Below are 23,682 nucleotides of genomic sequence, written 5' to 3'. Positions count from 1 at the left end.
GGTTGGCGGGCTTGGCGGCGGCCGGAGCCGCCCCCATAGCGTGGCGGGCGGGGCCGGTACGCACTAGGCACCACCCCACACCGTGGACTTGGTGTGGTCGAACGGGCAGCCGCCGCGCTCGAAGTGATCGATGTACTCCTGGCGGAAGTACTTGATGGAGGACGTGACCGGGCTGGTCGCACCGTCGCCGAGGGCGCAGAAGGCGCGCCCGAGGATGTTGTCGCAGATGTCGAGGAGCTTCTCGAGGTCGCTCTCGTCGCCTTGGCCCTTCTCCAGCCGGTCGAGCACCTGCACCATCCAGTAGTTGCCTTCGCGGCACGGGGTGCACTTGCCGCACGACTCGTGGGCGTAGAAGGCGATCCAGCGGCCCACCGCCCGTACGACGCAGGTGGTCTCGTCGAAGATCTGCAAGGCGCGCGTGCCCAGCATGGAGCCGGCGGCGCTGACGGACTCGAAGTCGAGCGGGGTGTCGAGGTGCTCGTCGGTGAAGATCGGCGTGGAGGAGCCGCCCGGGGTCCAGAACTTCAACTGGTGACCGGGCCGGATACCGCCGGCCATGTCGAGCAGCTCGCGCAGGGTGACGCCGAGCGGGGCCTCGTACTGGCCAGGGCGGGCGACGTGGCCCGACAGGGAGAAGAAGCCGAACCCGGCGGACTTCTCGGTGCCCATGGCGGTGAACCATTCGGCGCCGTTGGCGACAATGGGCGGGACACTGGCGATGGACTCGACGTTGTTGACGACGGTGGGCGAGGCGTACAGGCCCGCCACCGCCGGGAAGGGCGGTTTGAGGCGGGGCTGGCCACGGTAGCCCTCCAGCGAGTCCAACAGAGCGGTCTCCTCGCCGCAGATATAGGCACCGGCGCCGGCGTGGACGACGACCTCGAGGTCAAAGCCGCTGCCGAGGATGTCGCGGCCCAGCAGTCCGGCCTCGTAGGCCTCGGCGACGGCGCGGTGCAGCCGCCGGATCACGTGCAGCACCTCGCCGCGCACGTAGATGAAGGCCAGGTTGCTCTTGATGGCATACGAGGCGACCGCGATGCCCTCGATGAGGGCGTGCGGGTTGGCGAGCATGAGCGGGATGTCCTTGCAGGTACCCGGCTCGGACTCGTCGGCGTTGACCACCAGGTAGCGCGGCTTGGGGTTGTCCTTGGGCAGGAACCCCCACTTCATGCCGCTGGGGAAGCCGGCTCCGCCGCGCCCGCGCAGGCCGGCGGATTTGACCAGGTCGACAATGCTGTCGGGCTCCATGGTCAGCGCCTTGCGCAGCGCCTCGTAGCCGCCGGTTTCGCGGTAGGCGTCGAGGGTGAAGGAGTCGGGGCGGTCCCAGTTCTTGGACAGGACCGGGGTGAGCGTGGTCATCACTGCCCCCCTTCGGCTGTGTCGCCGGCGTCGGGAGTCGGGAGGTTGTCGGGGTCGGGCGCCTGCCAGCCCCGCTCTTGGGCCAGCCGCAGCCCCACCAGGGAGGGATCGCCGGCCTGCGGGCCCTCGCCGGCGTGGTCGTCGGGGAACCCGGCGAGGATGCGGGAGGCCTGCTTCCAGGTGCAGAGCCGGTCGGGCCCGCGCGTGGGGCGCACGTCGTTACCCAGGCGCAGGTCGTCGGCCAACTGTTTGGCCGACTCGGGCGTCTGGTTGTCGAAGAACTCCCAGTTGACCATCACGACCGGCGCGAAGTCGCAGGCGGCGTTGCATTCGACGTGCTCCACGGCGACCCGACCGTCCTCGGTGGCCTCGTCGTTGCCCACGCCGAGGTGCTCCTTGAGGGCGGCGAAGATCTCGTCGCCGCCCATGACAGCGCACAGCGTGTTGGTGCAGACACCGATGTGGTAGTCGCCGGTGGGCCGGCGCTTGTACATGGTGTAGAAGGTGACGACGGCGGTGACCTCGGCGGCGGTCAGCCCCAGGTGTTCGGAGCAGAAGGCGATGCCGTCGTTGCTGACGTAGCCTTCCTCTGCTTGCACCAGATGCAGCAGCGGCAGCAGCGCAGATCGTGACCTGGGGTAGCGCGCGATGATCTCCTTGGCCTCGATGTCGAGTCGGGCGCGCGTCTCCTCGGAGAAAGCCATTAGCGGTCTACCCCTCCCATCACGGGGTCGAGACTGGCCACCGCCGCGATGACGTCGGCGACGGTGCCCCCTTCACACATCGCGGCGACCGCCTGGAGGTGGGTGAATGAGGGGTCGCGGAAGTGCACCCGGTAGGGGCGCGGGCCGCCGTCGCTGACGGCGTGGCAGCCGAGTTCGCCCTTGGCGCTCTCCACTGCGGTGTAGGCCTGCCCCGGCGGCACCCGGAACCCTTCGGTGACGATCTTGAAGTGGTGGATGAGCGCCTCCATGGAGGTGCCCATGATGTGGGCGATGTGGTCGGGCGAGTTGCCCATACCGTCGCTGCCGATGGCGAGCTTGGCCGGCCAGCCGATCTTGGCGTCGTCGATCATGATCGGCCCCGGTTCGAGGAAGTCCAGGCACTGCTCGATGATGCGCAGGCTCTGCTCCATCTCGGCCACGCGCACCCGGTAGCGGGCGTAGACGTCGCAGCCGTCGGAGACGGGCACGTCGAACTCGTAGTTCTCATAGCCGCAGTAGGGCTTGGCCTTGCGCAGGTCCCAGGCCAAGCCGGAGGCGCGCAGCATGGGACCGGTGACGCCCAGCGCCATGCAGCCCGACAGGTCCAGGTGGGCCACGTCGCGGGTGCGTTGCAGGTAGACCGGGTTGGCGTCGAGAAGCTTGCGCAGGATTTGCAGGCGCTTGGGCATCTCGGCCAGGAATTCCCGGATCTTGCCGGCGGCGCTGTGCGGCAGGTCCTGGGCGACTCCGCCGGGGCGGATGTAGGCGTGGTTCATCCGCAGGCCGGTGATCAGCTCGAAGATGTCGAGGACCAGCTCGCGCTCGCGGAAGCCGTTGGTCATGATCGTGGTGGCGCCCAGCTCCATGCCGAAGGTGGCCATGGCCACCAGGTGCGAGGAGATCCGGTTGAGCTCCATCATCAGCACACGGATCACGTTGGCCCGCTCGGGGATGCGGTCGCTGATGCCCAGCAGCCGTTCCACGGCCAGGCAGTAGGCCACCTCGTTGAAGATCGGCATGAGGTAGTCCATGCGAGTGACGAACGTGGTGCCTTGGGTCCACGTGCGGTACTCGGTATTCTTCTCGATGCCGGTGTGCAGGTAGCCGATCCCTACCCGAGCCTCGGTGACCGTCTCGCCGTCAAGGGTGAGGATGAGCCGTAGCACCCCGTGGGTGGAGGGGTGTTGGGGCCCCATGTTGACGACGAGGCGATCCGCGCTGCCCTGTTGGGCTTCCCGGACGACCTCTTCCCAGTCGCCACCGGAGATGTCGACGTAGGCTTCGGTGCTCGTGGTGCTCATGCGTACGACCTCCGCTCGTCCGGCGGCGGGACCCGTGCCCCCCGGTACTCCACCGGGATACCGCCCAACGGGTAGTCCTTGCGCTGTGGGTGACCATCCCAGTCATCGGGCATCTGGATGCGGGTGAGAGCGGGGTGGCCGTCGAAGATGATGCCGAAGAAGTCCCACGTCTCGCGCTCGTGCCAGTCGTTGGTGGGGTAGGTCGCCACGATCGAGGGGATGTGGGGATCGGCGTCGGGGCAGGCGACCTCAAGCCGGATCTGCCGGTTGTGGGTGATCGAGCGCAGGTGGTAAACCGCGTGCAGCTCGCGGTCGGTGTCGGCGGGGTAGTGCACCCCGCTGACCCCCATGCACAGCTCGAAGCGCAATTGCGGATCGTCGCGCAGCCGGCGGGCCACCTCGGGCAGCGCCTCGCGGCGCACGTGGAAGGTGATCTCGCTGCGGTCGACCACGACCCGCTCGATGGCCTCGCCAAAGCTCGACCCGGCTTCGGCCAGCGAGCGCTCAAGGGCGTCGGCGACGTCGTCGAAGTAGGCGGTGGCGGGGTCGTCGGGGTCGGCGAAGGGCCGCTGGGAGCTCAGCGGCGGTTGGCCGCGGACGAACAGCCCGCCGTAGCCCGAGGTGTCCCCCGAGGTCTTGGCGCCGAACATGCCCTTGCGGACGACGGGCGAATTGAGACGTTCCTCACCCGCCTTTTCGGGGAGATTCTCATCCCCGTTTAGGTTAGGCTTGCCTTCATGTTCATTGGGGCTCATGACGCCGCCCCTTCGGTCTGCTCAACCAGGGGAAGAGTGCGCAGCCGGCGCCGCTCCTCCTCTTCGATCTCGTGCTCGCGGTGCGCGCCGAGCTTGGTGTTTTGGACCTTGTCGTGCAGCTTGAGCACGGCGTCCATCAGCATCTCGGGGCGTGGCGGGCAGCCGGGGAGGTACATGTCCACAGGAACGACGTGATCGACGCCCTGCACGATGGCGTAGTTGTTGAACATGCCGCCGCTGGAGGCGCACACACCCATCGCGATGACCCACTTGGGCTCTGACATCTGGTCGTAGATCTGGCGCAGCACGGGGGCCATCTTCTGGCTCACCCGACCGGCCACGATCATCAGGTCAGCCTGACGCGGCGTGGCAGAGAAGCGCTCCATGCCGAAGCGAGCGATGTCGTAGCGGGGGCCACCCACCGACATCATCTCGATGGCGCAGCAGGCCAGCCCGAAGGTCGCCGGCCACATGGACGACTTGCGGATCAGGCCCACGGCCTGCTCCACGGTGGTCAGCAAGAACCCGCTCGGCAGTTTCTCCTCAAGTCCCATCGGGCGAACCTCCTTTCCGGTTGTCCGGTATCGGTGACGGCGGGGGCGACGCGGGTGGGTACGCCCCGATTGCGGCGAGCAGGCAGCGGTGACGCGGTCGCGTCAACGCCGCCGGTGGCCTTAGTCCCATTCCAGGCCGCCTCTGCGCCACTCGTAGGCGTAGGCGATGGAGACGTTGACAAGGAAGAGGATCATCGCGATCAGGCCGAACAGCCCCAAAGCGTCGAGGTGGATCGCCCACGGCACCAGGAAGATGACCTCGATGTCGAAGACGATGAAGAGCATGGCGGTGCGGTAGTACTTGATCGTGAAACGACCGCCACCGACGGCCTGCGGGGTGGGCTCGATACCGCACTCGTAGGACTGTAGCTTGGCGCGGTTGTAACGCTTGGGTCCGGCGACCGAGCCGACGATCATCGAGATGACGACGAAGGCGACGCCGATTCCGCCCAACACGAAGATGGGTGCGTACAGCTCCATTACCAGCCGTTCCCCTTCTCATCACGAGGCGCGTGGCTGTGGGGGGCACCGAAGCCCGGCGCGCTCGCGAATCCGGTGACGTAACCACATGTGAAAGCTTTCACGTGTGGGATTGGCCATTTAATCAGAGTGGTCATACCTACTGGTCCCCTGCTGTGTACCGAGCGTCGGTTACGCCGCGGGTGTGATCTTGGACAAGCCGTTGATCACTCGGTCCATCGCGTCTCCGTGTCTGGGCTCTGTGAGGTTGGCCAGCAGCTTCAGGGTGAACCGCATGAGCAATGGCCGCGGCAGGCCGTGGGAGGTGGCCAACTTCATGAACTCCGGATTGCCGATCATCTTCACGAAGTAGCGGCCCAGCGTGTAGTAGCCCCCGTAGGTATCGCGCAGGATGCGCGGGTAGGCCAGCAACGTGCGCTCGCGGGCACGCTGGTCGGGGCGGCTGAGCGCCTGCGTGACGACGTCGGCCGCGATGTGTCCGGCCTCCATCGCGTAGGCGATGCCCTCGCCGTTGAACGGATTGACCATGCCGCCGGCGTCGCCGACCAGCAGCAGCCCCCGCGAATAGTGCGGGACGCGGTTGAAGCCCATGGGCAGCGCCGCCCCCCGAATCTTGCCGCGCTGGTTCTCCTCGGTGAACCCCCACTCCTCGGGCATGTTCTCGGTCCAGCGGCGCAGCAGCCCGCGGTAGTCGACGTCTTGGAACGAGGAGGTGGAGTTGAGGATGCCCAACCCGACGTTGCTGGTGCCGTCGCCCACACCGAAGACCCACCCGTAGCCGGGCAGCAACACGTCCTTGCCGCCGGATTTGTCCCACAGCTCCAGCCAGGACTCCAGGTAGTCGTCGGCGTGGCGCGGGCTGGCGAAGTAGGTGCGCACGGCCACGCCCATGGGGCGGTCATCGCGCTTGCGGATGCCCATGGCCACCGATAGCCGCGAGGAGTTGCCGTCAGCGGCGACGACCAGGGGCGCGCGGTAGGTGACCCGCTCACCGTCAGAGTTCTTGGCGCGCACGCCCACGATGCGGTTGGTGCGCTCGTCGATGACGGGCTCGGAAACGTTGGTGCGCTCCAGCAGGTGGGCGCCGGCCTTGACCGCCTGGCGAGCCAGTAGTTCGTCGAAGTCGTAGCGGGTGCGCACCAGGCCGAAGTCGGGGTACTCGGCGAGTTCGGGCCACGGCAGCTCCAACCGAATCCCGCCACCGATGATGCGCAGGCCCCGATTGCGAATCCACCCCTCGTCATCGAAGGAGACCCCCATAGCGGTGAGCTGCTTGACCGCGCGGGGGGTGAGGCCGTCGCCGCACACCTTCTCACGCGGAAAGGAGGTCTTCTCCAGAAGAAGGACGTCAAGCCCCGCCTGGGCCATGTAGTAGGCGGCCGTAGCGCCAGAGGGACCGGCCCCCACGACGATCACATCGGCTTCGCGGTCGGGGTGCTCCTGGCTGGCGGCGGGGGTGGCTGTTGTCTCGCTCACGGGGTGGTCCTGACTGCTTCGGCGCGGTTGCGCGTCTCATGGTGACGCAATGGCGCTTGGGTCCGGCTCATCGGGGTCACTAACTGCATGTCCGCTTGTGAAGCGCTTCACAATCCTCTCAATCAGAAGTCTAGACCTTTCCAAAGCAGCGAGCGACCCCGCCCACCCCTCATGTCGAACGTGCGGTTTCCAACAAACGTAGTTTTAAGGGAAAAATGCCTGGTTTGGGTCTTTTGTTGGGGTTTGCTGGCTACCACCTTGTTGGCAGATTGATACTTCCTGCGACCGGGGACCTCGGGCACGCTCGATGCCGCCCCCTCAATCGCCACGGACTCCCCGATGCAACGCCACAACGCCCATGGTGAGGTTGCGCCAGGCGACCCGGGAGAAGCCGGCCGCCTGCAATCGGGCGGCCAGGGCAGGCTGGTCGGGCCACGCCATGATCGACTCCGAGAGGTAGGCGTAGGCCTCGGAGTTGGCGGTGAAGCGCCGAGCGATCGTGGGCAGCGCCGCCATGAGGTAGCGGCCATAGATCCGATCCAGCACTTCGACCGGGATGTGGCTGAACTCGCAGATGACCACCCGCCCCCCGACCTTGGTGACCCGCCGCAACTCGCGCAGCGCCAGGTCGACGTCGGCGACGTTGCGCAGCCCAAAGGATATGGTCACGGCGTCGAAGGTCTCGTCGGCGAACGGCAGATGCAGCGCGTCACCTCCGACGAAGGTGACGCCACGCCGTGACGCGCCCCCGCGGCGCTGGGCGCCCACCTCCAGCATCCCCTGCGAGAAGTCGCAGGCGATGACGCGCGCCCCCCGGGCGGCAAAGGAAGCCGAAGAGGTACCGGTACCGGCGGCCAAGTCGAGCACCAGCTCGCCGCTGTAAGCGTCGACCGCCTTGACCGTGGCCCGCCGCCAGGCGCGGTCCTGGCCGAGAGAGAGCACGCCGTTGAGGAGGTCATAGCGCGCCGCGATGTCGTCGAACATGGCCGCGACGTCTGTGGGCTGTTTATCGAGATCGGCACGCTTCATGCCCCAAGCCTACGGCGTGGCCGAGGACTCCCGCCCCTGGGACAGCGCCGGCGCCGCGGTTAGGCAGCGCACTTCCATCACCGTGGGTACCGCCATTCGGACGTTGTGTGACAATGAGTGGTCACACCAGCTTTCGTCGTGCCTTGGAGCCCATCGGTGCCCCGCAGTCGTCCGTTTTTGATCGCTGCCCTGAGCGCACTCGCCGTGGCGGCGCCCCACCCGTTGACCTCACCGGCGATCGCTGCCACCGCCCACGCCGGCGTGGTGAGCGAACAGCCGGCGGGATGGACCCCGCACGTACTCGACGGCAGCGTCAAGGCGGTGGCGCGCGTAGGCGACACCGTGGTCGTAGGCGGCCGGTTCAGCGCGGTCACCGATCCCCAAGGAGAGGTGACCTACCAACGCGACAACATCTTCGCCTTCACGCACGGCAGCGGCGAAATCCTGGCGGGTTTCCGCCCCGAGCTCGACGGTGCCGTGCTGTCGATCGTGCCCGGCCCTAAGGAGAGTGTGTACGTCGGCGGCCGGTTCACCCAGGTCGACGACGCGGCCCAGCACGGACTCGCCCACCTGAGGGTGAACGGCGGCACACGAGTGGCCGGCTTCGCCGCCGAGGTGGCAGGCACGGCGGTCCACCGCCTGGCGACCCACGGTGACGCGCTCTACGTGGGCGGCCAGTTCAGCGAGATCAACGGCCGGCCACGAAGCGGAGTGGCCCGGCTCGACGGCCGCGACGGCAGTGTGGACCCCGGCTTCGACATCGCCATCGGGCAGCCGCGCAGCGGGCCGCTGCGCGTACAGGAACTCGCGCTGAGCCCCGACGGTGACCAACTGGTGATCAACGGGACGTTCACCACCGTGGAGGGCAGATCCCGTCCCCAGATCGCGATGATCGACACCAGCGGCCGGCGGGCGCGGCTGAGCGACTGGTCCACGCGCGCCTACGCGGCGCCGTGCGACTACGCCCCGATGCACACCTACATGCGCCAGATGGACTTCGCTCCGGACGGCTCCTACTTCGCGGTGGTGACCACCGGCGGGCCAGCCGACAAGGAGGGACTGTGCAAGAGCGTCGCCCGCTGGGAGAACGAGAACCGGCCCGGCGCCGAACCCACGTGGGTCAACCACACCGGCGGCGACTCGCTGTACGCGGTGGCGGTGACGGGTGCGGCCGTCTACGTGGGCGGGCACCAGCGCTGGCTGGACAACCCGGAGGGACACAAGGAAGCCGGCCCCGGAGCGGTCGAGCGCAGAGGGATCGGCGCCGTTGACCCTCGCAGCGGACGCGCGCTGGCGTGGAACCCAGGACGGCCCCGCGGCTACGGCGTCGAGGCGCTGACGGTCACCGACGGGGGGCTCTACGTCGGCAGCGACACCGAGCGGCTGGCCGGGGAGTACCACGCCCGGCTCGGTATGTTCCCGGTTTGACGCGCTTGCAGGGGGCGACGGGGACCCAACGGCGGGGGGCGGAGGTCACTCCTCGGTGCCGCGGGCCGACTCCCCCGACTCGGTGCCGGCAGTGGCCGTCCCATCATCGGCGGGGCGCTTGTCGCGGGCGGTAACCGGCTGGCCGGGATCTTCCTTAGCGGCTCCCTCGTCGAGACGGCGCCCCATGCCCCGGAATCGGTCGAGACCATCGGCCACGACCTGCGACATCGCGTCACGCTGCCTGGCGAGCAGGATGTAGCTGACGAGCCCGCTGGTGAGAAAGGCGAGCGCCAGTAGCAGGAAGCCACGGGCACCCAGCAGGTACAGCAGGCCGAGCGCGACCGCGAACAGCAGCAGCCGCGACGCGGTATAGGCGAGGACGCTACGCATGGAAACCGCCTCACAGCAGACGAATGGGCGAATAGATTGGGACGGGCCGTGCACGGGCACGCCGGGTCGTTGCGACGGCCCGGGCACCAGAACGTGGGCCGGCGGCTCGCCTTCCAGGTTAGCTGCGGTTTGCTCGCACTGCGGGGGTGCCCCTCACCCGCTATGAAACCGGTGAGGCGCCTCGGGCGTCGTTCTCTGCGGCGACTCACCATCGAGAAACGGCTAATCGAAAGAGTGTTACGTTCCAATTACGTATGAGTCCATCCTCCCTCTTCCGATGTTGTTTTTACGAAAACTAGGGAGGAAACGGACTAACTCGTGCACACTAGGGGACCAGGCAAGCGCCCGCTCTTCCCGCGCAGCGGGCCCGAAGGGGGATTGTGAAGTTGGAACGAGGAAGCGAACGCTTGTTGACTCCCGGAGAGGTGGCCTCCCTCTTCAGGGTCGACCCCAAGACGGTGACCCGTTGGGCGGCGTCGGGGCGCATCAGCAGCATACGGACGCCTGGGGGACATCGGCGATTCCGTGAGTCCGAGGTGCGTGCGCTGCTGCACGGCGAAGCAAGCGAGACGGCTCGCTGACCCGCGTTGCCGAGCCCGCACCCATCACCACACGATCGCGATGGCCGCGCCGCGCGCAACGGATAGAGTAGAACCATGGTGTGGCTCGGTGCCCTAATCACACTGGTTTCGATCGTTCTCTGGGTGTATGCGTTCTTCGACGCGCTCACCAGTCCCGCCGAGCATGTGCGTCACCTGCCGAAGGTCCTGTGGCTGCTCATCATCGTCGTGTTTATGCTGGTCGGCGCGTTACTCTGGCTCTTCCTCGGCCGCCCTGCGGCAGTGGAGAGGGGAGGGGAGGTGACGACGGATACACCGGTCCTGGAAGACCCCCCATCGGCCATGTCAATGGACGATCTCGACCCGTCGGACTTCGAGGGACCGACCTCTGGTTCCGGACCCGTCGGCCCAGACGACGATCCTGAGTTCCTGCGCCAACTGAACAGGCGCATCAACCCTGAGGATTAGCCAAACGCTCCAGAGCACCGGCCTGAGCAGGTGACCGCGGCCCGTCCCAGCCACTTTTGGACGGGCCGCTCACCCCCGCCCTTCCCCAGTGTCGCCCTCCCCCATGGAGCGGTCCGGCCAGGCGTGGACCCCGCCGGCCCGGGCCTCCAGCGCGAGCATTTTTCAGCGTCGGATAAGAATTCCGCAACAAAACAGCCCGGCAAAGCCGGTTGAATTCCAAACACTTCGGGAAACTAACGCACCCGAGGTCTGGTGCCTCCACCGCGAAGGGGCCAGTGATTGGCTTGACGTAGATACGCGGCGGTAACCGTCTTTTCGATATCGGCATCGCGCGAGCACCACGAAAAACCAGTAAATTTCCCGAGGCGCGCACCGTATCCGTGGTTCGCGCGGCACGCCAACAAGGCGGATGTCCGCCGCGTCTCCGCCGCGCCTGCTTCCGTTGATCGACTGCGTCCGCCCAGCGCACGCACAAGCGACCCTGCGCGCGGACTCCCGCGGCCATGTGTTTACCGGGCCGTCGCCGTGGCAGTGGGCCAGGAAAGGTAGGGGACGCGCCTACCTTCCGCCGAATGAGACCACCGCGTCGACACGAAGTGGCGACGAGCACCGTCGCGCTCCGACCCACGGTGGTCTGCCGACACCAGGAGCACGAAGAAGGGAGCGGCGATGCAGCCGGAGTACTCCGACAGCGCTATGGACGACTTCTTGGCCCGCGTGCAGCAGCAGAGTGGGCTCACCTCGCGCGAGGAAGCCGACCAGGTGACCCGTGCGACCCTGACGGCGCTGGGCGAGCGCATCAGCGGCGGCCAGATGTCCGATCTCGCGGCGCTGCTACCCCGCCAACTGACTCCGGAGGTCGAACACGGCCGTGGACAGGCCAAGAGCTTCGACAAGGGAGCCTTCCTGGACCGGGTCAGCGGGGACATCGGCACCACCGACCTCGACGCGGTCGAACGGGAGACGCGGGGGGTGCTGCGGACCCTCCAGGAGTGGGCGCCTGAGGGTGAAGTCGACAACACCCTCGCCCAGCTTCCGCCGGAGCTGGCCGGCATGTTCGAGTGACCCGGTGAGTGCCGCAGCCGGGCGGTCGGGGACACCGATGGCCCCTACAAGGATAAGCGGTGCGCCATGACGAGTGCGGACAAGCGTCGAGTACGCAAAGCCTTGCACGGGATGGACTTCCCGGCGGACAAGGGTCAACTCCTCGCCTACGCCGAGGAGCGGGAGGCCGACCCCAAGAGCGCCCAAGCGCTTCGGGCGCTCCCCGAGGGGCAATACCACAGCATCGACGAGGTCGAACGCCACGTGCCACAGCGCCCCGCCGAGCACGACCCCGACGAGTAGAAGGCGAAGGTCGCAAACCATGGATCTGTCGTTCCTGATGCCGGTGTACGGATTCCCCGCACCCATCGTCTCGGTCTACATCAACGTCTCCCGTGACGCCGAGGACGCCGACCACGCCATCGACGTGCGCTGGAGCAAAGCTCGCGACGAACTGGCAGCTCAGGGGGCCGACACGCAGACCCTGAGCGCCTTGGACACCGTCATCGGCCGCCGCCGAGGACCGCCCGGCCCCTGTGGCCAGATCGCCTTCGCCGCCCACGGCGAGGTCACCTTCGACATGCTCGTGTCGAAGCCACCGCAGGACTACGTCATAGGGGTGGGGCCACTCCCCCACCCCATGCCCTACCTGAAGCACCGTGGCCAACACGTTCCCTACGTGCTGGCGGTCGTCGACAGCATCGGCGCCGACATCACGACGGTCGACGCCGGCGGAGCGCACCACGAGAGTCAGGTCGAGGGCGAAGAGCACCCCACGCACAAGCCCCGCGAGGGTGCCGAACACCATAAACAGATGCAACGCGCCGTAGAGGAGCAGATCAAGCACAACGCCGAGCGGGTCGCCCGGGAGATCGAGCGTTTCGCCCGCACGAGCCACGCCGAGGTCATCGTGATCGCGGGTGAGGTACAGGTCCGCGGGGTGGTTTACGACAAGCTACCCGAGGGCCTGCGAGGTCGAGCCGTGAAAGCCGAGGCGGGCAGTCGCGCCGCGGGCGCCGACAACACGGCGCTCCACACCGAGGTAGGCGAGCGGTTGGACGAGCACGCCGGCGAGCAGGTGCGCGCCGTGGTCAACGCCTACGAACGGGGGCGAGGCAACGAGGAACGGGTCACCGAAGGGCTGGCGGCGGTGAGCTATGCCCTGCAACGCGGCCAAGTGGACACGCTGTTGTGGTCGGTGGCGAGCGGCGGCGAGGACCGCGAGGTGTGGATCGGTCCCCGCCCCGAGCAGGTGGCGCTGACCGAGAAGGAACTCCACGACATCGGCGTGGCGGAACCGGTACGCGAACGCGCTGACGCGGCCCTCATCCGTGCTGCCACCAAGACCGGAGCGAATCTGGTGTTCGTCCCGGAGGAACGAACCCGCTTTTACGAGGGCATCGGTGCCCTCCTGCGCTTCGCCGACCCCACCCTGCCCGTGTAGAGCCTGCGGCAAAACCCGACCGTGCCCCGAGCACTGCGGCGTTCAGGGGGCACGCTCACTGCGGCTGTGTGTCTTCTTCCCCTCGGGCACTGCGACCCAACGGCGGGAGGAGCAGGGCGCAGGCGGAGCAGCCTGTGGCGGGTGCGGCCACCCGTTCGGGGGTGGGGTGGCCGCCGGATAGGGGTGAGCTAGCGCTTGGCTGGAGCGTCGAGGCAACGGGGAGCGGAGGACGTGGCCGGCCCACGACCGTCTCTCCCCCAGCCCTGTGGCCGGCCGTCGCGCCGAGGGGGCGGAGGACGTGCCGGCGCAGCGGCGGTGGACCGACCGCCCCTGGGGTTCGCAGGGGTCGATGCCCTAGCGGAGGGCATCGTCGAGGCTACGTTCACCGGCGCCGCATGCGTTGGCGGTCGCGATCGATCTCGAACCAGGTGGTGGTGCGCCCGTCATCGAGAAAGACCACGCCCCAGCGGTCGGCTTGGCTGTGGACCAGCAACAGCCCCCGCCCGCTCTCACTATCGGGGTCGACCGGACGCAGATGGGGGGTGGTGAAACGGTCCGCCCGAGGTCCGCCATCGGTCACGGCAACCTGGACCCACCCGGCCAGCTTGGTCACGGTGACCGTCACCTCACCGCCATCGCCCGAACGCGAGTGGGCCAGCGCGTTGCCGAACAACTCCTGGGCCAACAGCTCCACGGTGTCGCTGTCGCTCCTTGGCAATCCCACCACAGCGCGCACATGCCGCCGCACCGCCACCGCCTGCGCGGGCTCAGCCCGAAAGGTGGCGGCGTAACCGAGCTGGTTTCCACCGCTGACCGGCGTAGCCACCGATACCCGATCCGCCAGGCAGGTGGCGCGTTTAGGCAGCGAAGGACGCCGGCCCTCCGACATCTCCTCCCACTCCTCTCCGATCGCGCACTGGCCGTTCTCTGCTCGTCGTGGCATGGCTCGCGCGTTTATAGGGGTCATCGCCCACCTTCTGTCGCTTGCGTTGCGTGGTCGCGCCTTTCCACAGCGACTACAGTTAACTTCCGTTACCCTCCAACTACTAGGGGTTACATAATCGGCATCCCTTAACGCGCTTAACGGCGCAGTGGAAGAGGTGAGGGTGGTGTCCCCGTCGAGCGCGCGGCAGCCGAATGAAGCGCTGCGAAGCACCATTCAGGCATCCGGTCTGACCTACGAGGCTCTCGCGCGTCGCGTACGGCTGATCGCCACCGAGAACGGTGATTCGGCCCGGACCAACTCCGCTGCGGTGGCCCATTGGGTGAAAGGCACGCCCCCCAAGCCGACGACAGCACTGTTCCTGGCCGAGGCGCTTTCCCGGAAAATGGGACGATTCGTTACATTAGCGGAAATCGGATTAACGACAACAAAAGACCCAAATCCTGACGACGCATTCGCCGATGACCCCGTGACCTCCCTCGCTCACCTGGGAAGGGCCGACGTGGACCGACGCAGATTCCTCAACTCAGCCGTCTACTCGCTCAGCGCGCTGACGCTTCCACTCGGCCCCGCGACCGTCGGAGCCGCCGAGCGGAATCGGGTGGCCCGAACCGGCGGGACCATCGGCGCGGCCGAAGTCGACACCGTCCGCGAAGTGACCGCCGTGTTCAATCGCGCCGACGAACGGTTGGGGGGAAATGCCAGTCGCTCCGCCGTGGTGGAGTACCTGTCCACCGACATCGTGGCCTACTGTCAGGGGAACTTCGCGAGCGACACCGTACGCCGCGACATGTTCGGGGCAGCGGCCGAACTCGCCTACCTCGCGGGATGGAAGGCCCACGACGCGGGCCGGGCCGGACTGGCACAACGCTACTACCTGCATGCGTTCCGGCTGGCCGAGGAGGCCGACCCGCAGGCCCACGCGGGGTATGTGCTGCGCATCCTCGCCCATCAGGCGTTCGACAACGGCTACCACGACCATTGCGTGGACCTCGCCGAAGCCGCCCTGTCCCGGGTTCGGGGGTATGTGGACGCCGAGACGGAGTCGCTGTTCTGGCTGACACTGGCCCGCGCCCAGGCGTTCGAGGGCGACCGGCGTACCTCGCTCGACGCGATCTGCCACGCCGAAGCACTCATGAACGCCGCACGCGACGACGAGCCGCCGCGCTGGGCCAGCCTGGGTGGCCCAGCAGAGGCCCGCCTGGCGAACCAGACGGCGAAAGCGCTGGCTGCGATGGGTGACATGAGCGCGGCCGAAGGCAAGTACCGCCATGCGTCGCAGTGCTGGAACCCGACGACGCACCCGCGTATCTACGCGCTCACGCTCGCCGACCTCGGCAGCGCGCAACTGGCCCAGGGCTACCTGGACGCGGCGTGCGCGACGTGGACGACCGCGCTGGAGTGGATGGACGGGGTCAACTCGGCCCGGGCGCGAGACGCCGTCGCAGACATCCGATCCGACCTCAGCGCGTTCCGCACCCGGGGCGTGACGTCGGCCAAGCTCATGGACGAGCGGGCGCGACGATGGCAGGCCGCCAACGCCTGAGCCGCCCCACCGCCCGCGCCCGGGACGTGTGCACCGTGCACCGACAGGGGAGCCTCAGGCGATTCCTCACGGTCCGACGGGCGCCGCACGGCGTACTCGTGGCGATCTCGACTAGCCCCACCCCTCAAGCTGCCGAGATCGCGCAGCGATCGAGGCACGAGCGGACGAAGCACACTCCCGCGGCCCCCACGCCTCCGCCGTCCGAAACCAGAACCTAGGCGTAGGAGTGCAGGTCGCCGAATCCGAGCGCATGGCGCGGCGCCTTGGCCTCGCCGCGCACGTTGGCCCGCACCTGGCCGGCGTCGCGAGAGCGGCCGGCGCACCGCCCGCCATAGGCGGTGCGCCGGCCCGCCCGGTTCCAGGACGGTCAGTTTCGTTGGGACAGCGGGTCGAGGCGGGCGGTCGAGACGGTGGTGGACGGCTCGAAGAGAGCCCACACCGCGTTCCCGCCCTCGCCGGTGGGCCAGTGACCCCAGTCATCGGCAAGTGCGGCCACCAGCCGCAGGCCCCGATGGCCCGGCGCCGTGGAGTCGAGTGGCTTGAGGTGCGGCCGGAGCGGGCGCCCGTCGGCGCGCGGCCGTGGCCCCTCATCAGTCACGGAGAGCAGCACCAGCTCGCTGGGCAACGCCGAGATGTTGATGACGGTCGCCCCACCGGTGCCGCTACGCGAGTGCCGGCACGCGTTGGCGAACAGTTCGGCCATCACCAACTCGGCATCGTCGACGATGCGCGGGAACGGACACAGCGCACGGCGGGTACGCCGCCGAAGCTGCGGGCACAGCCGCGTCTGACCGGGACAGCTCCACTGCTGCGAGACAGCGGCCGACATATGGGCGTCGTAGCCGGTCACCGCTAGGCCACCCCCAACCGCTCGCGCTCGCGGGTGACGAGGTTGGCCGAACGCGACGGAACCCGGCGGACCGGACGCCGCCCCACGGTCGAGATTCCCGTCGACGAGGACGGAGCCGGGGCTGCGGGCGGAGCGGCTGTGGCAGTGAGGGCGTCGGCGGCAGCCGCCACATCACAGGCCGCCACGGCCGAGGCGCGCCCCCAGATCAGCCACCAACCATCGGCACACGACACCGCCACCACAGCGGTCACGCTCCGATGGCGCTGCACATAGAGCACCGGATAGGCGCTGCCCTCCAACGCCAGCAAAGCACGCCCACCACGAGCGCGGATCGCCTCGGCAAGGTGGGCGAATACGCGGTGGCGCGGAGACGGCGCTGCCGTGGCGGGCGGGACGAATCGGTCATTAGAGTTAGGCGTTGAGCCTTCACCTGCTCCTACCAGGTCGGAGGTTAAGGCCCTGCCTGGGTGATGCCGCACCTGGGTCAGGGCCGTTTTCGTGTCTACGGCGCATCGCACGCCGCCTTTCAGCAACTCTCGGTAGTCGAACAGTCGCCTTATGACTACTAGTGTGCCCCGCGCAATCGGGTACCGCAATAGGCAAGTCACATTAACTTATTTGCAATGTGCAGAAAATAGCTAGGGTCTTTAAGGTCCTTAAGGTACGTCAGACTGGAGAGGTCGCACGTGGGATATGGAGGTGTGCTGTGGTCGGTAGCAGCCCTACGGTTGCTCGGCGCACCTTGGCGCGTGTACTGCGAGAGAGCAGGACCGCACGGGGAATCACCAGCAAGGAGGCCGCCGCTCATGCCGGCCTGCACCCCTCTACCCTGAGTCGGATCGAGCGCGCTGAGGTCAAGGTGGAGCCCGGAACGGCCGCGCTCCTGCTGGAGCACTATGGGGTTAGCACCGAAGACAGAAACTCGCTGTTGGAGGTGGCCCGCGCGGCTCGGCAGCGCGGCTGGTGGCAGCAGTACCGGGGCGCCGTGCCGGAGTGGTTCAGCTCCTACATCGGACTGGAGACCGAAGCCACCCGGCTACGGACCTACGAGACAGAGCTGATCCCCGGGATTGTGCAGACACCGGACTATGCTCGCGCTCTCGTTGCGGCGGATGTACTCGCTCCCGCCGACGAGAAAGAAGCGGAGAAGCGAGTCACGGTACGCCAAGAGCGGCAGCAACGCCTTACCGGGGACAACCCCCTCCACCTCTCCGTGGTCCTCAACGATGCGGCGCTCTACCGCGAGATAGGCGGCCCCGAAACCATGGTCAGCCAGCTTGAACACCTGCTCGCCATGTCGAAGCTGCCGAACGTGCAACTGCGCCTGCTGCCCTTCACCGCAGGGGGTCATCCGGCCGGCTACGGCTCCTTCGTGATCCTGGACTTCCCCGAGATCCACAACCACACCGTGGTCTACGTCGAATACTGCGGCGGGGCTCTCTACCTTGAAGAACCAACGGAGCTGGAAACCTATACCTCGATGTTTGAGCGCCTCAACGACCACGCTTGCGACGTGCCGGCCTCACAGGAGCTGGTACAGCGGGCGCTGGACATCCACCGCAACCGCGACTGACGAGAAACAGGCAAACCCATGACCACGAATCAACTCACCTGGCACATATCCAGCTACTCCAGCGGCTCGGGCAACTGCGTTGAGGCCGCAGAAACTCCCCACACCGCTTTCATCCGCGACACTCACCACCGCGAACTTGGACACCTGACGTTTCCCGTCCAGGAGTGGGGACGCTTTCTGGAGGCTCTGAAGGAGAGGAAGCTCTCGTGACCAACCTCGCCTGGCACAAGAGCGGCTACTCTCCCCGCTTGTAGGCGGCGAATCTGCCCCGTAAAGCAGCGCCAACTCTGCGCCAACGACCACCGCTCTCCCACCGACAGCGAATTCCGGCAGGTCCTCTCCGAACTCGGTTACGGCACTGAGCCCCCCTTTCTCATCGAAGAAGGCCACGTCCTCACCCACGCGCTGGGCGAACAACGCCGCTACGCCATTCAGCACACACTGCGACACCAGATCTGGGAAGTGGACCACCCCCATATTCATGCCGCGCACGGACGTGCTCTGGAAGGCTACGAGCCAAGCGAGGACGAGCTACGACAGCTCGGCGAAGCCCGTGACCGCCTGACAGCACACGCCCGTTACGACGACGACTGAGCACCACACCGGGAGGCCGCCATGACCGAGCAGCCCTGGACCGAGGCGGCCTTGATCGCCCTGGATCTTGAGGGAACCGGAGCCCAAGACCGCGAGAACGAGGCCATCCTCGAAATCGCAACGGTTCCGCTCGCCGGTGGCCTCCCGGCGATGGATGAGGCCTACGAAACGCTGATCAACCCCGGCCGTCCCGTTCCCCGCCGACCGTGGATCTCACCGGGTCTGACCAATGCGGTCCTGCGCCAGGCACCTCCCCCCCCGCCTCGGTGAAGCCCGAACTCTTCCAACGGCTCCACGGCCGATACCTGGTCGGACACAATGTCGGCGTCGACTGGCGATTGCTGCAATGACGCTTCCCCGAGGCTCGCCCGAAGGGGATCGTCGACACCCTACGACTCGCCAAACTCACCGGGGCCGCCTCGCGATCGCTGACCACACTCACCAACCGACACGCCCTGACAGGCCACGTCAACGAACTCGTCCCGGAGGGACGCCCCCATCGGGCGCTGTGGGACGCCGTGGCCGCCGCGCTCCTGCTGCACAAACTGATCGCCGAACATTGGCCGTCGGCCCCGACATCGCCGCCGTCCTCGCCAATGCCGGCAAGCGATTCGACGAGCCCCACGAAGATGGCTACGTGCAACAGAGGCTGTTGTGACCAGTACGCAGGCGGCCCGGCTCGATTAGGGGGAGGCGCTGTGCATCGCTCCGCAGTAATCGGAGGTGACGGGGCTGAGTGCAGTGAGCTGAGTCAGCGCCCGCCTGCCGCACAAGGGGCAGACGACGGCCAACCGTGTCGCTTCAACGGTGCGCGCTAGATGTACTCGGCCATCTCCGGTTCCCAGCGGGGACACGAGCGGCTTCCTGGGAGATCTCAAGGGCGGGCGGCTCGACATCTGAATGAGGGCCACGAGTGTGTCCACTCGGCGCCTCTGCCCCTAACCAGCCCCATACCCAAGACCCGCGCAGGACTTACACCAGACCTCAGACACACCAAAGCCCTACTAGGCGTAGGAGTGCAGGCCGCTGAAGATGTAGTTCACGGCGAAGAAGTTGAATAGCAGGCAGGCGAAGCCGACAAGGCCGATCCAGGTGGCCTTGCTGCCGCGCCAGCCGGCGGTGGCGCGGGCGTGCAGGTAGGCGGCGTAGACGACCCAGGTGATGAACGACCACACCTCCTTGGGGTCCCACCCCCAGAAGCGGCCCCACGCCTCGTCGGCCCACACCGCCCCGGCGATGATGGCGAAGGTCCACAGCGGGAACGCGAACAGGATGAAGCGGTGGGAGAGCCGGTCGAGCAACTCGGGGCTGGGCAGCCTGGCCGCGATACCGGTCACCTGCTCGCCACGGGCGCGCTTGGCCTCGGTGCGGCTGGACAGCAGGTAGGTGATGGCCGCAGAGCCCGCCACCAGGAAGGCTCCGGTGGCGATGATGGCCGCCGAGACGTGGATGGCGATCCAGTAGGAGTGCAGCGCCGGGATGAGCGGCCCGGCCTCGCTGTAGAGCCAGCGGGCCGCGATCCCCAACAGGAGCAGCACCGGTACCAGCACGAACGTGCCCAGGTAGCGGGCCTTGTAGCGAAGCGCCGCGAACAGGAACGCGCCTACCGCGCACAGGCAGATGGCGACCACGAACTCGAACATGTTGCCCCAGGGCCACCGGTCGGCGGCCAGCCCACGGGTAACCACTTGGGCGGCGTTGAGCACGAACGCGACGACGGTGACGACCAACGCTACCGCGCCAAGCACGTGGCGCGGCGCCTTGGCATCGCCGCGCTCGCCACGCACCTTGACCTTCACCGCGCCGCTATCACGGCCGAGGGTCGCGATGTCGCCCTCGCCCGCGCCGGCGGTGGCGCCCCCAGTCGGCACGGCGGAGCGCTCGGCTTGCAGGCGCTCCCGGCGGCCGTAGGCGGCCTCGATCGCGAACAGGAACAGCGCGACCGCGTAACACACGATCATGGCGATGATGAGCCCGTCGCTGACCGAGGCCAGGTTCTGGTTAATCGCCGGCTGGGCGGCTAGCGGTTGCATGGCTGGCTACTCCTTTTCGCTGCCTTGCTCGGGGGCTGCCCGCTCCCGCAGGTCGTCGCTGAGGCGCAGGGTGAACTCGTGGAAATCGGCGTTGGTGGCCGGGGTGTCGGTCTTGGCGAGCCCGCCGACCTCGACCGTGGTGGTGCCGTCGCCACCGGCCCTGGCCCGCACCCACACCCGACGGGGCTGGACGAACAGGGTGCACAGCAGCCCCAGCACCGCGACGGCCGCCGACAGCAGCGCGGGCAGCCGGGCGGGGTTGCTGGTGACCTGCATGCTGATGTAGTCGCTGACACCGGTGAAGGTGATCGAGGAGCCGTCGGGCAGTTCCCAGGTGTCGCCGGGTTGCAGGCTCTCGGAGGAGTCGATCTGCTCCATCTGCTGGGTGTAGAGCTGATATACCGACTGCGGCTGCCCGCTGTCGAGCCCCAGGTCGCCCTGGTAAGCCTCCAGGGTGACCGTGGGGTTGCGGGGCCCGGGAAAGTCGGAGACGAGGTCACCATTGTCGGCGGTGGCGGCCGAGGGCAGGAACACGGCGCGGAAGCCGAGCTGTTCGGGACCGATGTCGGGCACCTTGATGACACCGTCAGAGGTGAAGTTGCTCTCGCCGCGGTTGAGGAAGGGCACGGCCTGATCGAAGACGACCTGCCCTTCGGCGTCGGTGACGCGGAAGTTCGGGGCGTAGCCGTGGCCGAGCAGGTACACCTGAGCGCCGTTCACCGGCAGCGGGTGGTTGACCTGGAGATGGTGGCTGCGCTCGGGCGACTCGGGCGAGGCACGGTAGGTGAGGTCGGCGCTGTAGGACTGGGCCTGGCCGGTGAGACGGCCCTCCTCGATGAAGGTGGCCTGGAAATCGTCGACGGTGAAGGAGAAGGGCTGGAGGTCGGCGGCGTCGACGCTGCTCCCCGGGTAGAAGGCGTCATAGGAGGGCACGGTGTTGGCGAAGCCGTCGCCTTCGACGACGAGCATGTTGCCGCGATACCCCAGGAAGGAACCGGCGCCCAGCGCGATCAGCAGCGCCAGCAGCGCCAGGTGGAACAGCACGTTGCCGGTTTCGCGCAGGTAGCCCTTCTCTGCGGCAACCGAACCGCCGGCAGCGGTCTGGCCTCCGGGCTCCGCGGGGGAGGTGTCGGCGCGGTAGCCCTTGAGGTGGGCGCGGGCGCGCTGGAGCACGGTCTCGGGCGCGGCGGCGGTGGTGAAGGTCGCGGAGTAGGGCAACCGGGAGAGATGGCGCGGCGTTTTGGGCGGGCGGGCCCGCATGGCGCGGTAGTGGGCCTTGGCCCGGGGCAGTACGCACCCGGTCAGCGAGACGAACAGCAGCAGGTAGATCGCCGCGTACCAGGGCGAGGAGTAGACGTCGAACAGATAGAGCCGGTCGAGCCACGGGCCGAGCTCGGGATGTTCGGCGATGTAGTCGCTGACCTGGCCGGAGCTGACCGAGTTCTGCGGCAGGATCGAGCCGGGGATGGCGCCCACCGCCAGCAGGAACAGCAAAATGAGCGCGGTGCGCATCGAGGTGAGCGTCCGCCAGGCCCAGCGCAGCCAGCCCAACGGCGACAGCGCTGGCGGGGAGCCGGCGGCCGTGGCGGTCTCGGTGGACGCCGGCTCGGTGGATGGGGTGGATTGGCTTTGCTTAATCGGTGTCACCTGCTAAAGCACCGTGGTGAAGTCGGCGGTCCAGGTCTGCATGACGGCCGTAACACCACTCCACGCGCCTGTGACCAGCAACAGACCGATGCACACGAGCATCGCGCCGCCGGCGACGGTAATGGCGCGGTAGTGGCGCTTGGCCCACGCGAAGGCGCCCAGGGCGCGGCGGTAGAGGAGCGCGGCCAGCACAAAGGGCAACCCCAGCCCGATGCAGTAGCACAGCGACAGCAGCGCGCCGCGCATGGCGCTGCCTTCGGTAAAGGCCAGGGTCTGCACAGCCGTCAGGGTCGGCCCTAGGCAAGGGGTCCAGCCCAGTCCGAACAGGGCCCCCAGGACAGGCGCGCCGACGAGGCCGGCGCTGGGCAGCCGGTGGAAACGCCACTCGCGGTTCAGGCCGGGGATGACCCCCATGAAAGCCAGGCCCAGCACGATGGTGAGGCCGCCGAGGACGCGGGTGATGGGCTCTGCGTAGTCCAGCAGGAGACCGCCCACGCCCCCGACGAAGGCGCCCACGGTCACGAACACGGCACTGAACCCGGCGATGAACAGCAGGCTGCCGGCGAGCATGGGCCAGCGGCGGCTGGCCAGGACGTCGTCGACGGTGGCGACCGTGCTTGCGGCGCTACCGCCGCCGGCGGGGGCGGCCAGTTCACGGCGGCGGGCGGCGATATCGGCGCCGGACATGCCGGTGACGTAGGAGAGGTAACCGGGCACGAGCGGCAGCACGCACGGCGACAGGAACGACACCATGCCGGCGGCCAAGGCCAGCGGAACGGCCAGCAGCAGCGACCCTTGCAGGACGGTGTCGGCGATCACGAGGAACCAGCGCCCTGCGACTCACCCTCCTGTAGCACGGGCTCGACAAGGCCGGTGAGGTCGTTGTAGTTGACCGGGCCGATGGCGCGTGCGGCGATGCGGCCCTGACGGTCGATGACGATCGTGCTGGGGATGGCCTTGGGCGGGACGGTGTCGCGGAATGCTTGGGCGATGGTGCCGGGCTGGTCGTACAGGCTCGGGTAGTCGACTTCCCGCTCGCGGTCGAACGCCTTGGCCGCAGTCCGGTCGTCTTTGATGTTGATCCCCAGAAACTCCAGTCCGGCCGCCTCGTGCTCGGCGTGGACCTCCTGGAGCACGGGGGTCTCGGCGCGGCAGGGAGCGCACCAACTGGCCCAGAAGTTGACCACGACTACGCTGCCCTCGTAGTCGGCCAGGCGCAGCGCGTCGCCTTCGAGGGTCTCGCCGCTGATCTGGGGGGCGGGCTGACGTTCCTCGGGCGCGAAGGAGGCGGTGGAGCCGTCACCCTGGATGTAGCGCTCCGCGGAAGTGGTGGAGTCGGCCCCCGCACCGCCGGCGCACCCGGCCAGTGCCGCCGCTACAGCGGCGGCGACAGCGCCACGCAGCAGCGTCGGGCCCCTCCTGGTCAGGGCGCGAAGCTGGGTAAAGGGCATGGTGAGGAACCTCGAAACGGCAGGTGAAAGCGGCACTGCTCCGATAACGACAC

Annotated in this window: 25 protein-coding genes and 2 pseudogenes; 10 read left to right on the top strand and 17 right to left on the bottom strand. The window is 67.8% G+C overall.

The genetic code is table 11. The annotated features are described in order from the left end of the window. Positions 1-63: 63 nt before the first annotated feature. From nuoF to ABD848_RS16870, 8 genes are all read right to left on the bottom strand, one after another. Complete coding sequence (nuoF, locus tag ABD848_RS16905; protein ID WP_344973058.1) at positions 64-1,359, bottom strand: NADH-quinone oxidoreductase subunit NuoF; 1,296 nt, start codon at positions 1,357-1,359, stop codon at positions 64-66. Beyond that, positions 1,359-2,063, bottom strand: a complete 705-nt coding sequence (nuoE, locus tag ABD848_RS16900; RefSeq protein WP_344973056.1) for an NADH-quinone oxidoreductase subunit NuoE — start codon at positions 2,061-2,063, stop codon at positions 1,359-1,361. Before nuoE ends, nuoF begins: the two co-directional genes overlap by 1 nt. Further along, on the bottom strand, positions 2,063-3,364 hold the full coding sequence (locus ABD848_RS16895; RefSeq protein ID WP_344973054.1) for an NADH-quinone oxidoreductase subunit D: 1,302 nt from the start codon (positions 3,362-3,364) through the stop codon (positions 2,063-2,065). Before ABD848_RS16895 ends, nuoE begins: the two co-directional genes overlap by 1 nt. Then, positions 3,361-4,119: an NADH-quinone oxidoreductase subunit C gene (locus ABD848_RS16890; RefSeq protein ID WP_344973052.1), complete on the bottom strand. Its 759-nt coding sequence runs from the start codon at positions 4,117-4,119 to the stop codon at positions 3,361-3,363. The genes ABD848_RS16895 and ABD848_RS16890 overlap by 4 nt, the downstream gene beginning before the upstream one ends. Next, on the bottom strand, positions 4,116-4,673 hold the full coding sequence (locus tag ABD848_RS16885; protein WP_344973050.1) for a NuoB/complex I 20 kDa subunit family protein: 558 nt from the start codon (positions 4,671-4,673) through the stop codon (positions 4,116-4,118). The genes ABD848_RS16890 and ABD848_RS16885 overlap by 4 nt, the downstream gene beginning before the upstream one ends. Before the next feature lie 120 nt (positions 4,674-4,793). Next, complete coding sequence (locus ABD848_RS16880) at positions 4,794-5,153, bottom strand: NADH-quinone oxidoreductase subunit A (protein ID WP_344973048.1); 360 nt, start codon at positions 5,151-5,153, stop codon at positions 4,794-4,796. Between the two features lie 171 nt (positions 5,154-5,324). Continuing rightward, positions 5,325-6,629: a geranylgeranyl reductase family protein gene (locus ABD848_RS16875; RefSeq protein WP_344973046.1), complete on the bottom strand. Its 1,305-nt coding sequence runs from the start codon at positions 6,627-6,629 to the stop codon at positions 5,325-5,327. Positions 6,630-6,947: 318 nt separating this feature from the next. Beyond that, the gene (locus ABD848_RS16870; RefSeq protein ID WP_344973044.1) at positions 6,948-7,658 is read right to left on the bottom strand and encodes a demethylmenaquinone methyltransferase; all 711 of its coding nucleotides are present in this window, start codon (positions 7,656-7,658) and stop codon (positions 6,948-6,950) included. A 156-nt stretch (positions 7,659-7,814) separates the two neighbouring features. On the opposite strand from ABD848_RS16870, the gene ABD848_RS16865 reads away from it, so the two are divergent. Then, positions 7,815-9,086: a delta-60 repeat domain-containing protein gene (locus tag ABD848_RS16865; protein WP_344973042.1), complete on the top strand. Its 1,272-nt coding sequence runs from the start codon at positions 7,815-7,817 to the stop codon at positions 9,084-9,086. Between the two features lie 45 nt (positions 9,087-9,131). On the opposite strand, the gene ABD848_RS16860 is transcribed toward ABD848_RS16865, so the two are convergent. Next, positions 9,132-9,476, bottom strand: coding sequence for a DUF4229 domain-containing protein (locus tag ABD848_RS16860; protein WP_344973040.1), 345 nt, complete (start codon positions 9,474-9,476; stop codon positions 9,132-9,134). A 380-nt stretch (positions 9,477-9,856) separates the two neighbouring features. Here ABD848_RS16860 and ABD848_RS16855 point away from each other — a divergent pair. Next, positions 9,857-10,033: pseudogene (locus tag ABD848_RS16855) on the top strand (BldC family transcriptional regulator); the annotation flags it as partial. Here the strand turns inward: ABD848_RS16855 and ABD848_RS25035 are convergent. Next, positions 10,029-10,082, bottom strand: a pseudogene (locus ABD848_RS25035) (hypothetical protein); the annotation flags it as partial. The pseudogenes ABD848_RS16855 and ABD848_RS25035 overlap by 5 nt on opposite strands. 50 nt (positions 10,083-10,132) lie before the next feature. Here ABD848_RS25035 and ABD848_RS16850 point away from each other — a divergent pair. The 4 genes from ABD848_RS16850 (at position 10,133) to ABD848_RS16835 (ending at position 12,992) form a co-directional block, all read left to right on the top strand. Next, entirely contained in the window at positions 10,133-10,504 is a 372-nt protein-coding gene (locus ABD848_RS16850; RefSeq protein ID WP_344973036.1) for a PLD nuclease N-terminal domain-containing protein, read from the top strand. Between the two features lie 669 nt (positions 10,505-11,173). After that, entirely contained in the window at positions 11,174-11,569 is a 396-nt protein-coding gene (locus ABD848_RS16845) for a DUF2267 domain-containing protein (RefSeq protein ID WP_344973034.1), read from the top strand. 66 nt (positions 11,570-11,635) lie between these two features. Beyond that, positions 11,636-11,851 carry a DUF2795 domain-containing protein gene (locus ABD848_RS16840; RefSeq protein ID WP_344973032.1) on the top strand — a complete coding sequence of 72 codons (216 nt, stop codon included), beginning with the start codon at positions 11,636-11,638 and terminating at the stop codon, positions 11,849-11,851. Between the two features lie 19 nt (positions 11,852-11,870). After that, positions 11,871-12,992: a baeRF2 domain-containing protein gene (locus ABD848_RS16835; protein ID WP_344973030.1), complete on the top strand. Its 1,122-nt coding sequence runs from the start codon at positions 11,871-11,873 to the stop codon at positions 12,990-12,992. Between the two features lie 382 nt (positions 12,993-13,374). On the opposite strand, the gene ABD848_RS16830 is transcribed toward ABD848_RS16835, so the two are convergent. Beyond that, the gene (locus ABD848_RS16830) at positions 13,375-13,935 is read right to left on the bottom strand and encodes an ATP-binding protein (protein WP_344973028.1); all 561 of its coding nucleotides are present in this window, start codon (positions 13,933-13,935) and stop codon (positions 13,375-13,377) included. Between the two features lie 502 nt (positions 13,936-14,437). Here ABD848_RS16830 and ABD848_RS16825 point away from each other — a divergent pair. Continuing rightward, positions 14,438-15,481 carry a tetratricopeptide repeat protein gene (locus tag ABD848_RS16825; protein WP_344973026.1) on the top strand — a complete coding sequence of 348 codons (1,044 nt, stop codon included), beginning with the start codon at positions 14,438-14,440 and terminating at the stop codon, positions 15,479-15,481. Positions 15,482-15,848: 367 nt separating this feature from the next. On the opposite strand, the gene ABD848_RS16820 is transcribed toward ABD848_RS16825, so the two are convergent. Both ABD848_RS16820 and ABD848_RS16815 read right to left on the bottom strand, forming a co-directional pair. Continuing rightward, positions 15,849-16,331: an ATP-binding protein gene (locus ABD848_RS16820; RefSeq protein WP_344973024.1), complete on the bottom strand. Its 483-nt coding sequence runs from the start codon at positions 16,329-16,331 to the stop codon at positions 15,849-15,851. Between the two features lie 2 nt (positions 16,332-16,333). Continuing rightward, the gene (locus ABD848_RS16815; RefSeq protein WP_344973022.1) at positions 16,334-16,639 is read right to left on the bottom strand and encodes a hypothetical protein; all 306 of its coding nucleotides are present in this window, start codon (positions 16,637-16,639) and stop codon (positions 16,334-16,336) included. Positions 16,640-17,037: 398 nt separating this feature from the next. On the opposite strand from ABD848_RS16815, the gene ABD848_RS16810 reads away from it, so the two are divergent. The 3 genes from ABD848_RS16810 (at position 17,038) to ABD848_RS16800 (ending at position 18,768) form a co-directional block, all read left to right on the top strand. Then, positions 17,038-17,904 (top strand): helix-turn-helix domain-containing protein, encoded by an 867-nt coding sequence (locus tag ABD848_RS16810; RefSeq protein ID WP_344973020.1) that lies wholly within the window; start codon positions 17,038-17,040, stop codon positions 17,902-17,904. An 18-nt stretch (positions 17,905-17,922) separates the two neighbouring features. Next, the gene (locus tag ABD848_RS16805; RefSeq protein ID WP_344973018.1) at positions 17,923-18,114 is read left to right on the top strand and encodes a DUF397 domain-containing protein; all 192 of its coding nucleotides are present in this window, start codon (positions 17,923-17,925) and stop codon (positions 18,112-18,114) included. Between the two features lie 405 nt (positions 18,115-18,519). Next, complete coding sequence (locus ABD848_RS16800) at positions 18,520-18,768, top strand: 3'-5' exonuclease family protein (protein WP_344973016.1); 249 nt, start codon at positions 18,520-18,522, stop codon at positions 18,766-18,768. Between the two features lie 734 nt (positions 18,769-19,502). On the opposite strand, the gene ccsB is transcribed toward ABD848_RS16800, so the two are convergent. Genes ccsB through ABD848_RS16780 form a run of 4 tightly spaced genes read right to left on the bottom strand, consistent with a single transcriptional unit; the run spans position 19,503 to position 23,629 of the window. Further along, on the bottom strand, positions 19,503-20,531 hold the full coding sequence (gene ccsB / locus ABD848_RS16795; protein ID WP_344973014.1) for a c-type cytochrome biogenesis protein CcsB: 1,029 nt from the start codon (positions 20,529-20,531) through the stop codon (positions 19,503-19,505). 6 nt (positions 20,532-20,537) lie between these two features. Beyond that, complete coding sequence (resB, locus tag ABD848_RS16790) at positions 20,538-22,178, bottom strand: cytochrome c biogenesis protein ResB (protein ID WP_425567578.1); 1,641 nt, start codon at positions 22,176-22,178, stop codon at positions 20,538-20,540. A gap of 3 nt (positions 22,179-22,181) precedes the next feature. Beyond that, positions 22,182-22,997 carry a cytochrome c biogenesis CcdA family protein gene (locus tag ABD848_RS16785; RefSeq protein WP_344973012.1) on the bottom strand — a complete coding sequence of 272 codons (816 nt, stop codon included), beginning with the start codon at positions 22,995-22,997 and terminating at the stop codon, positions 22,182-22,184. Next, positions 22,994-23,629: a TlpA family protein disulfide reductase gene (locus ABD848_RS16780; RefSeq protein ID WP_344973010.1), complete on the bottom strand. Its 636-nt coding sequence runs from the start codon at positions 23,627-23,629 to the stop codon at positions 22,994-22,996. Before ABD848_RS16780 ends, ABD848_RS16785 begins: the two co-directional genes overlap by 4 nt. Positions 23,630-23,682 lie beyond the last annotated feature (53 nt).

The sequence above is a fragment of the Salinactinospora qingdaonensis genome, from assembly GCF_039539445.1.
Lineage (GTDB): Bacteria > Actinomycetota > Actinomycetes > Streptosporangiales > Streptosporangiaceae > Salinactinospora > Salinactinospora qingdaonensis.
Note: the sequence above shows the minus strand (reverse complement) of the source record. Positions and strands in the feature narration are given on the sequence as shown.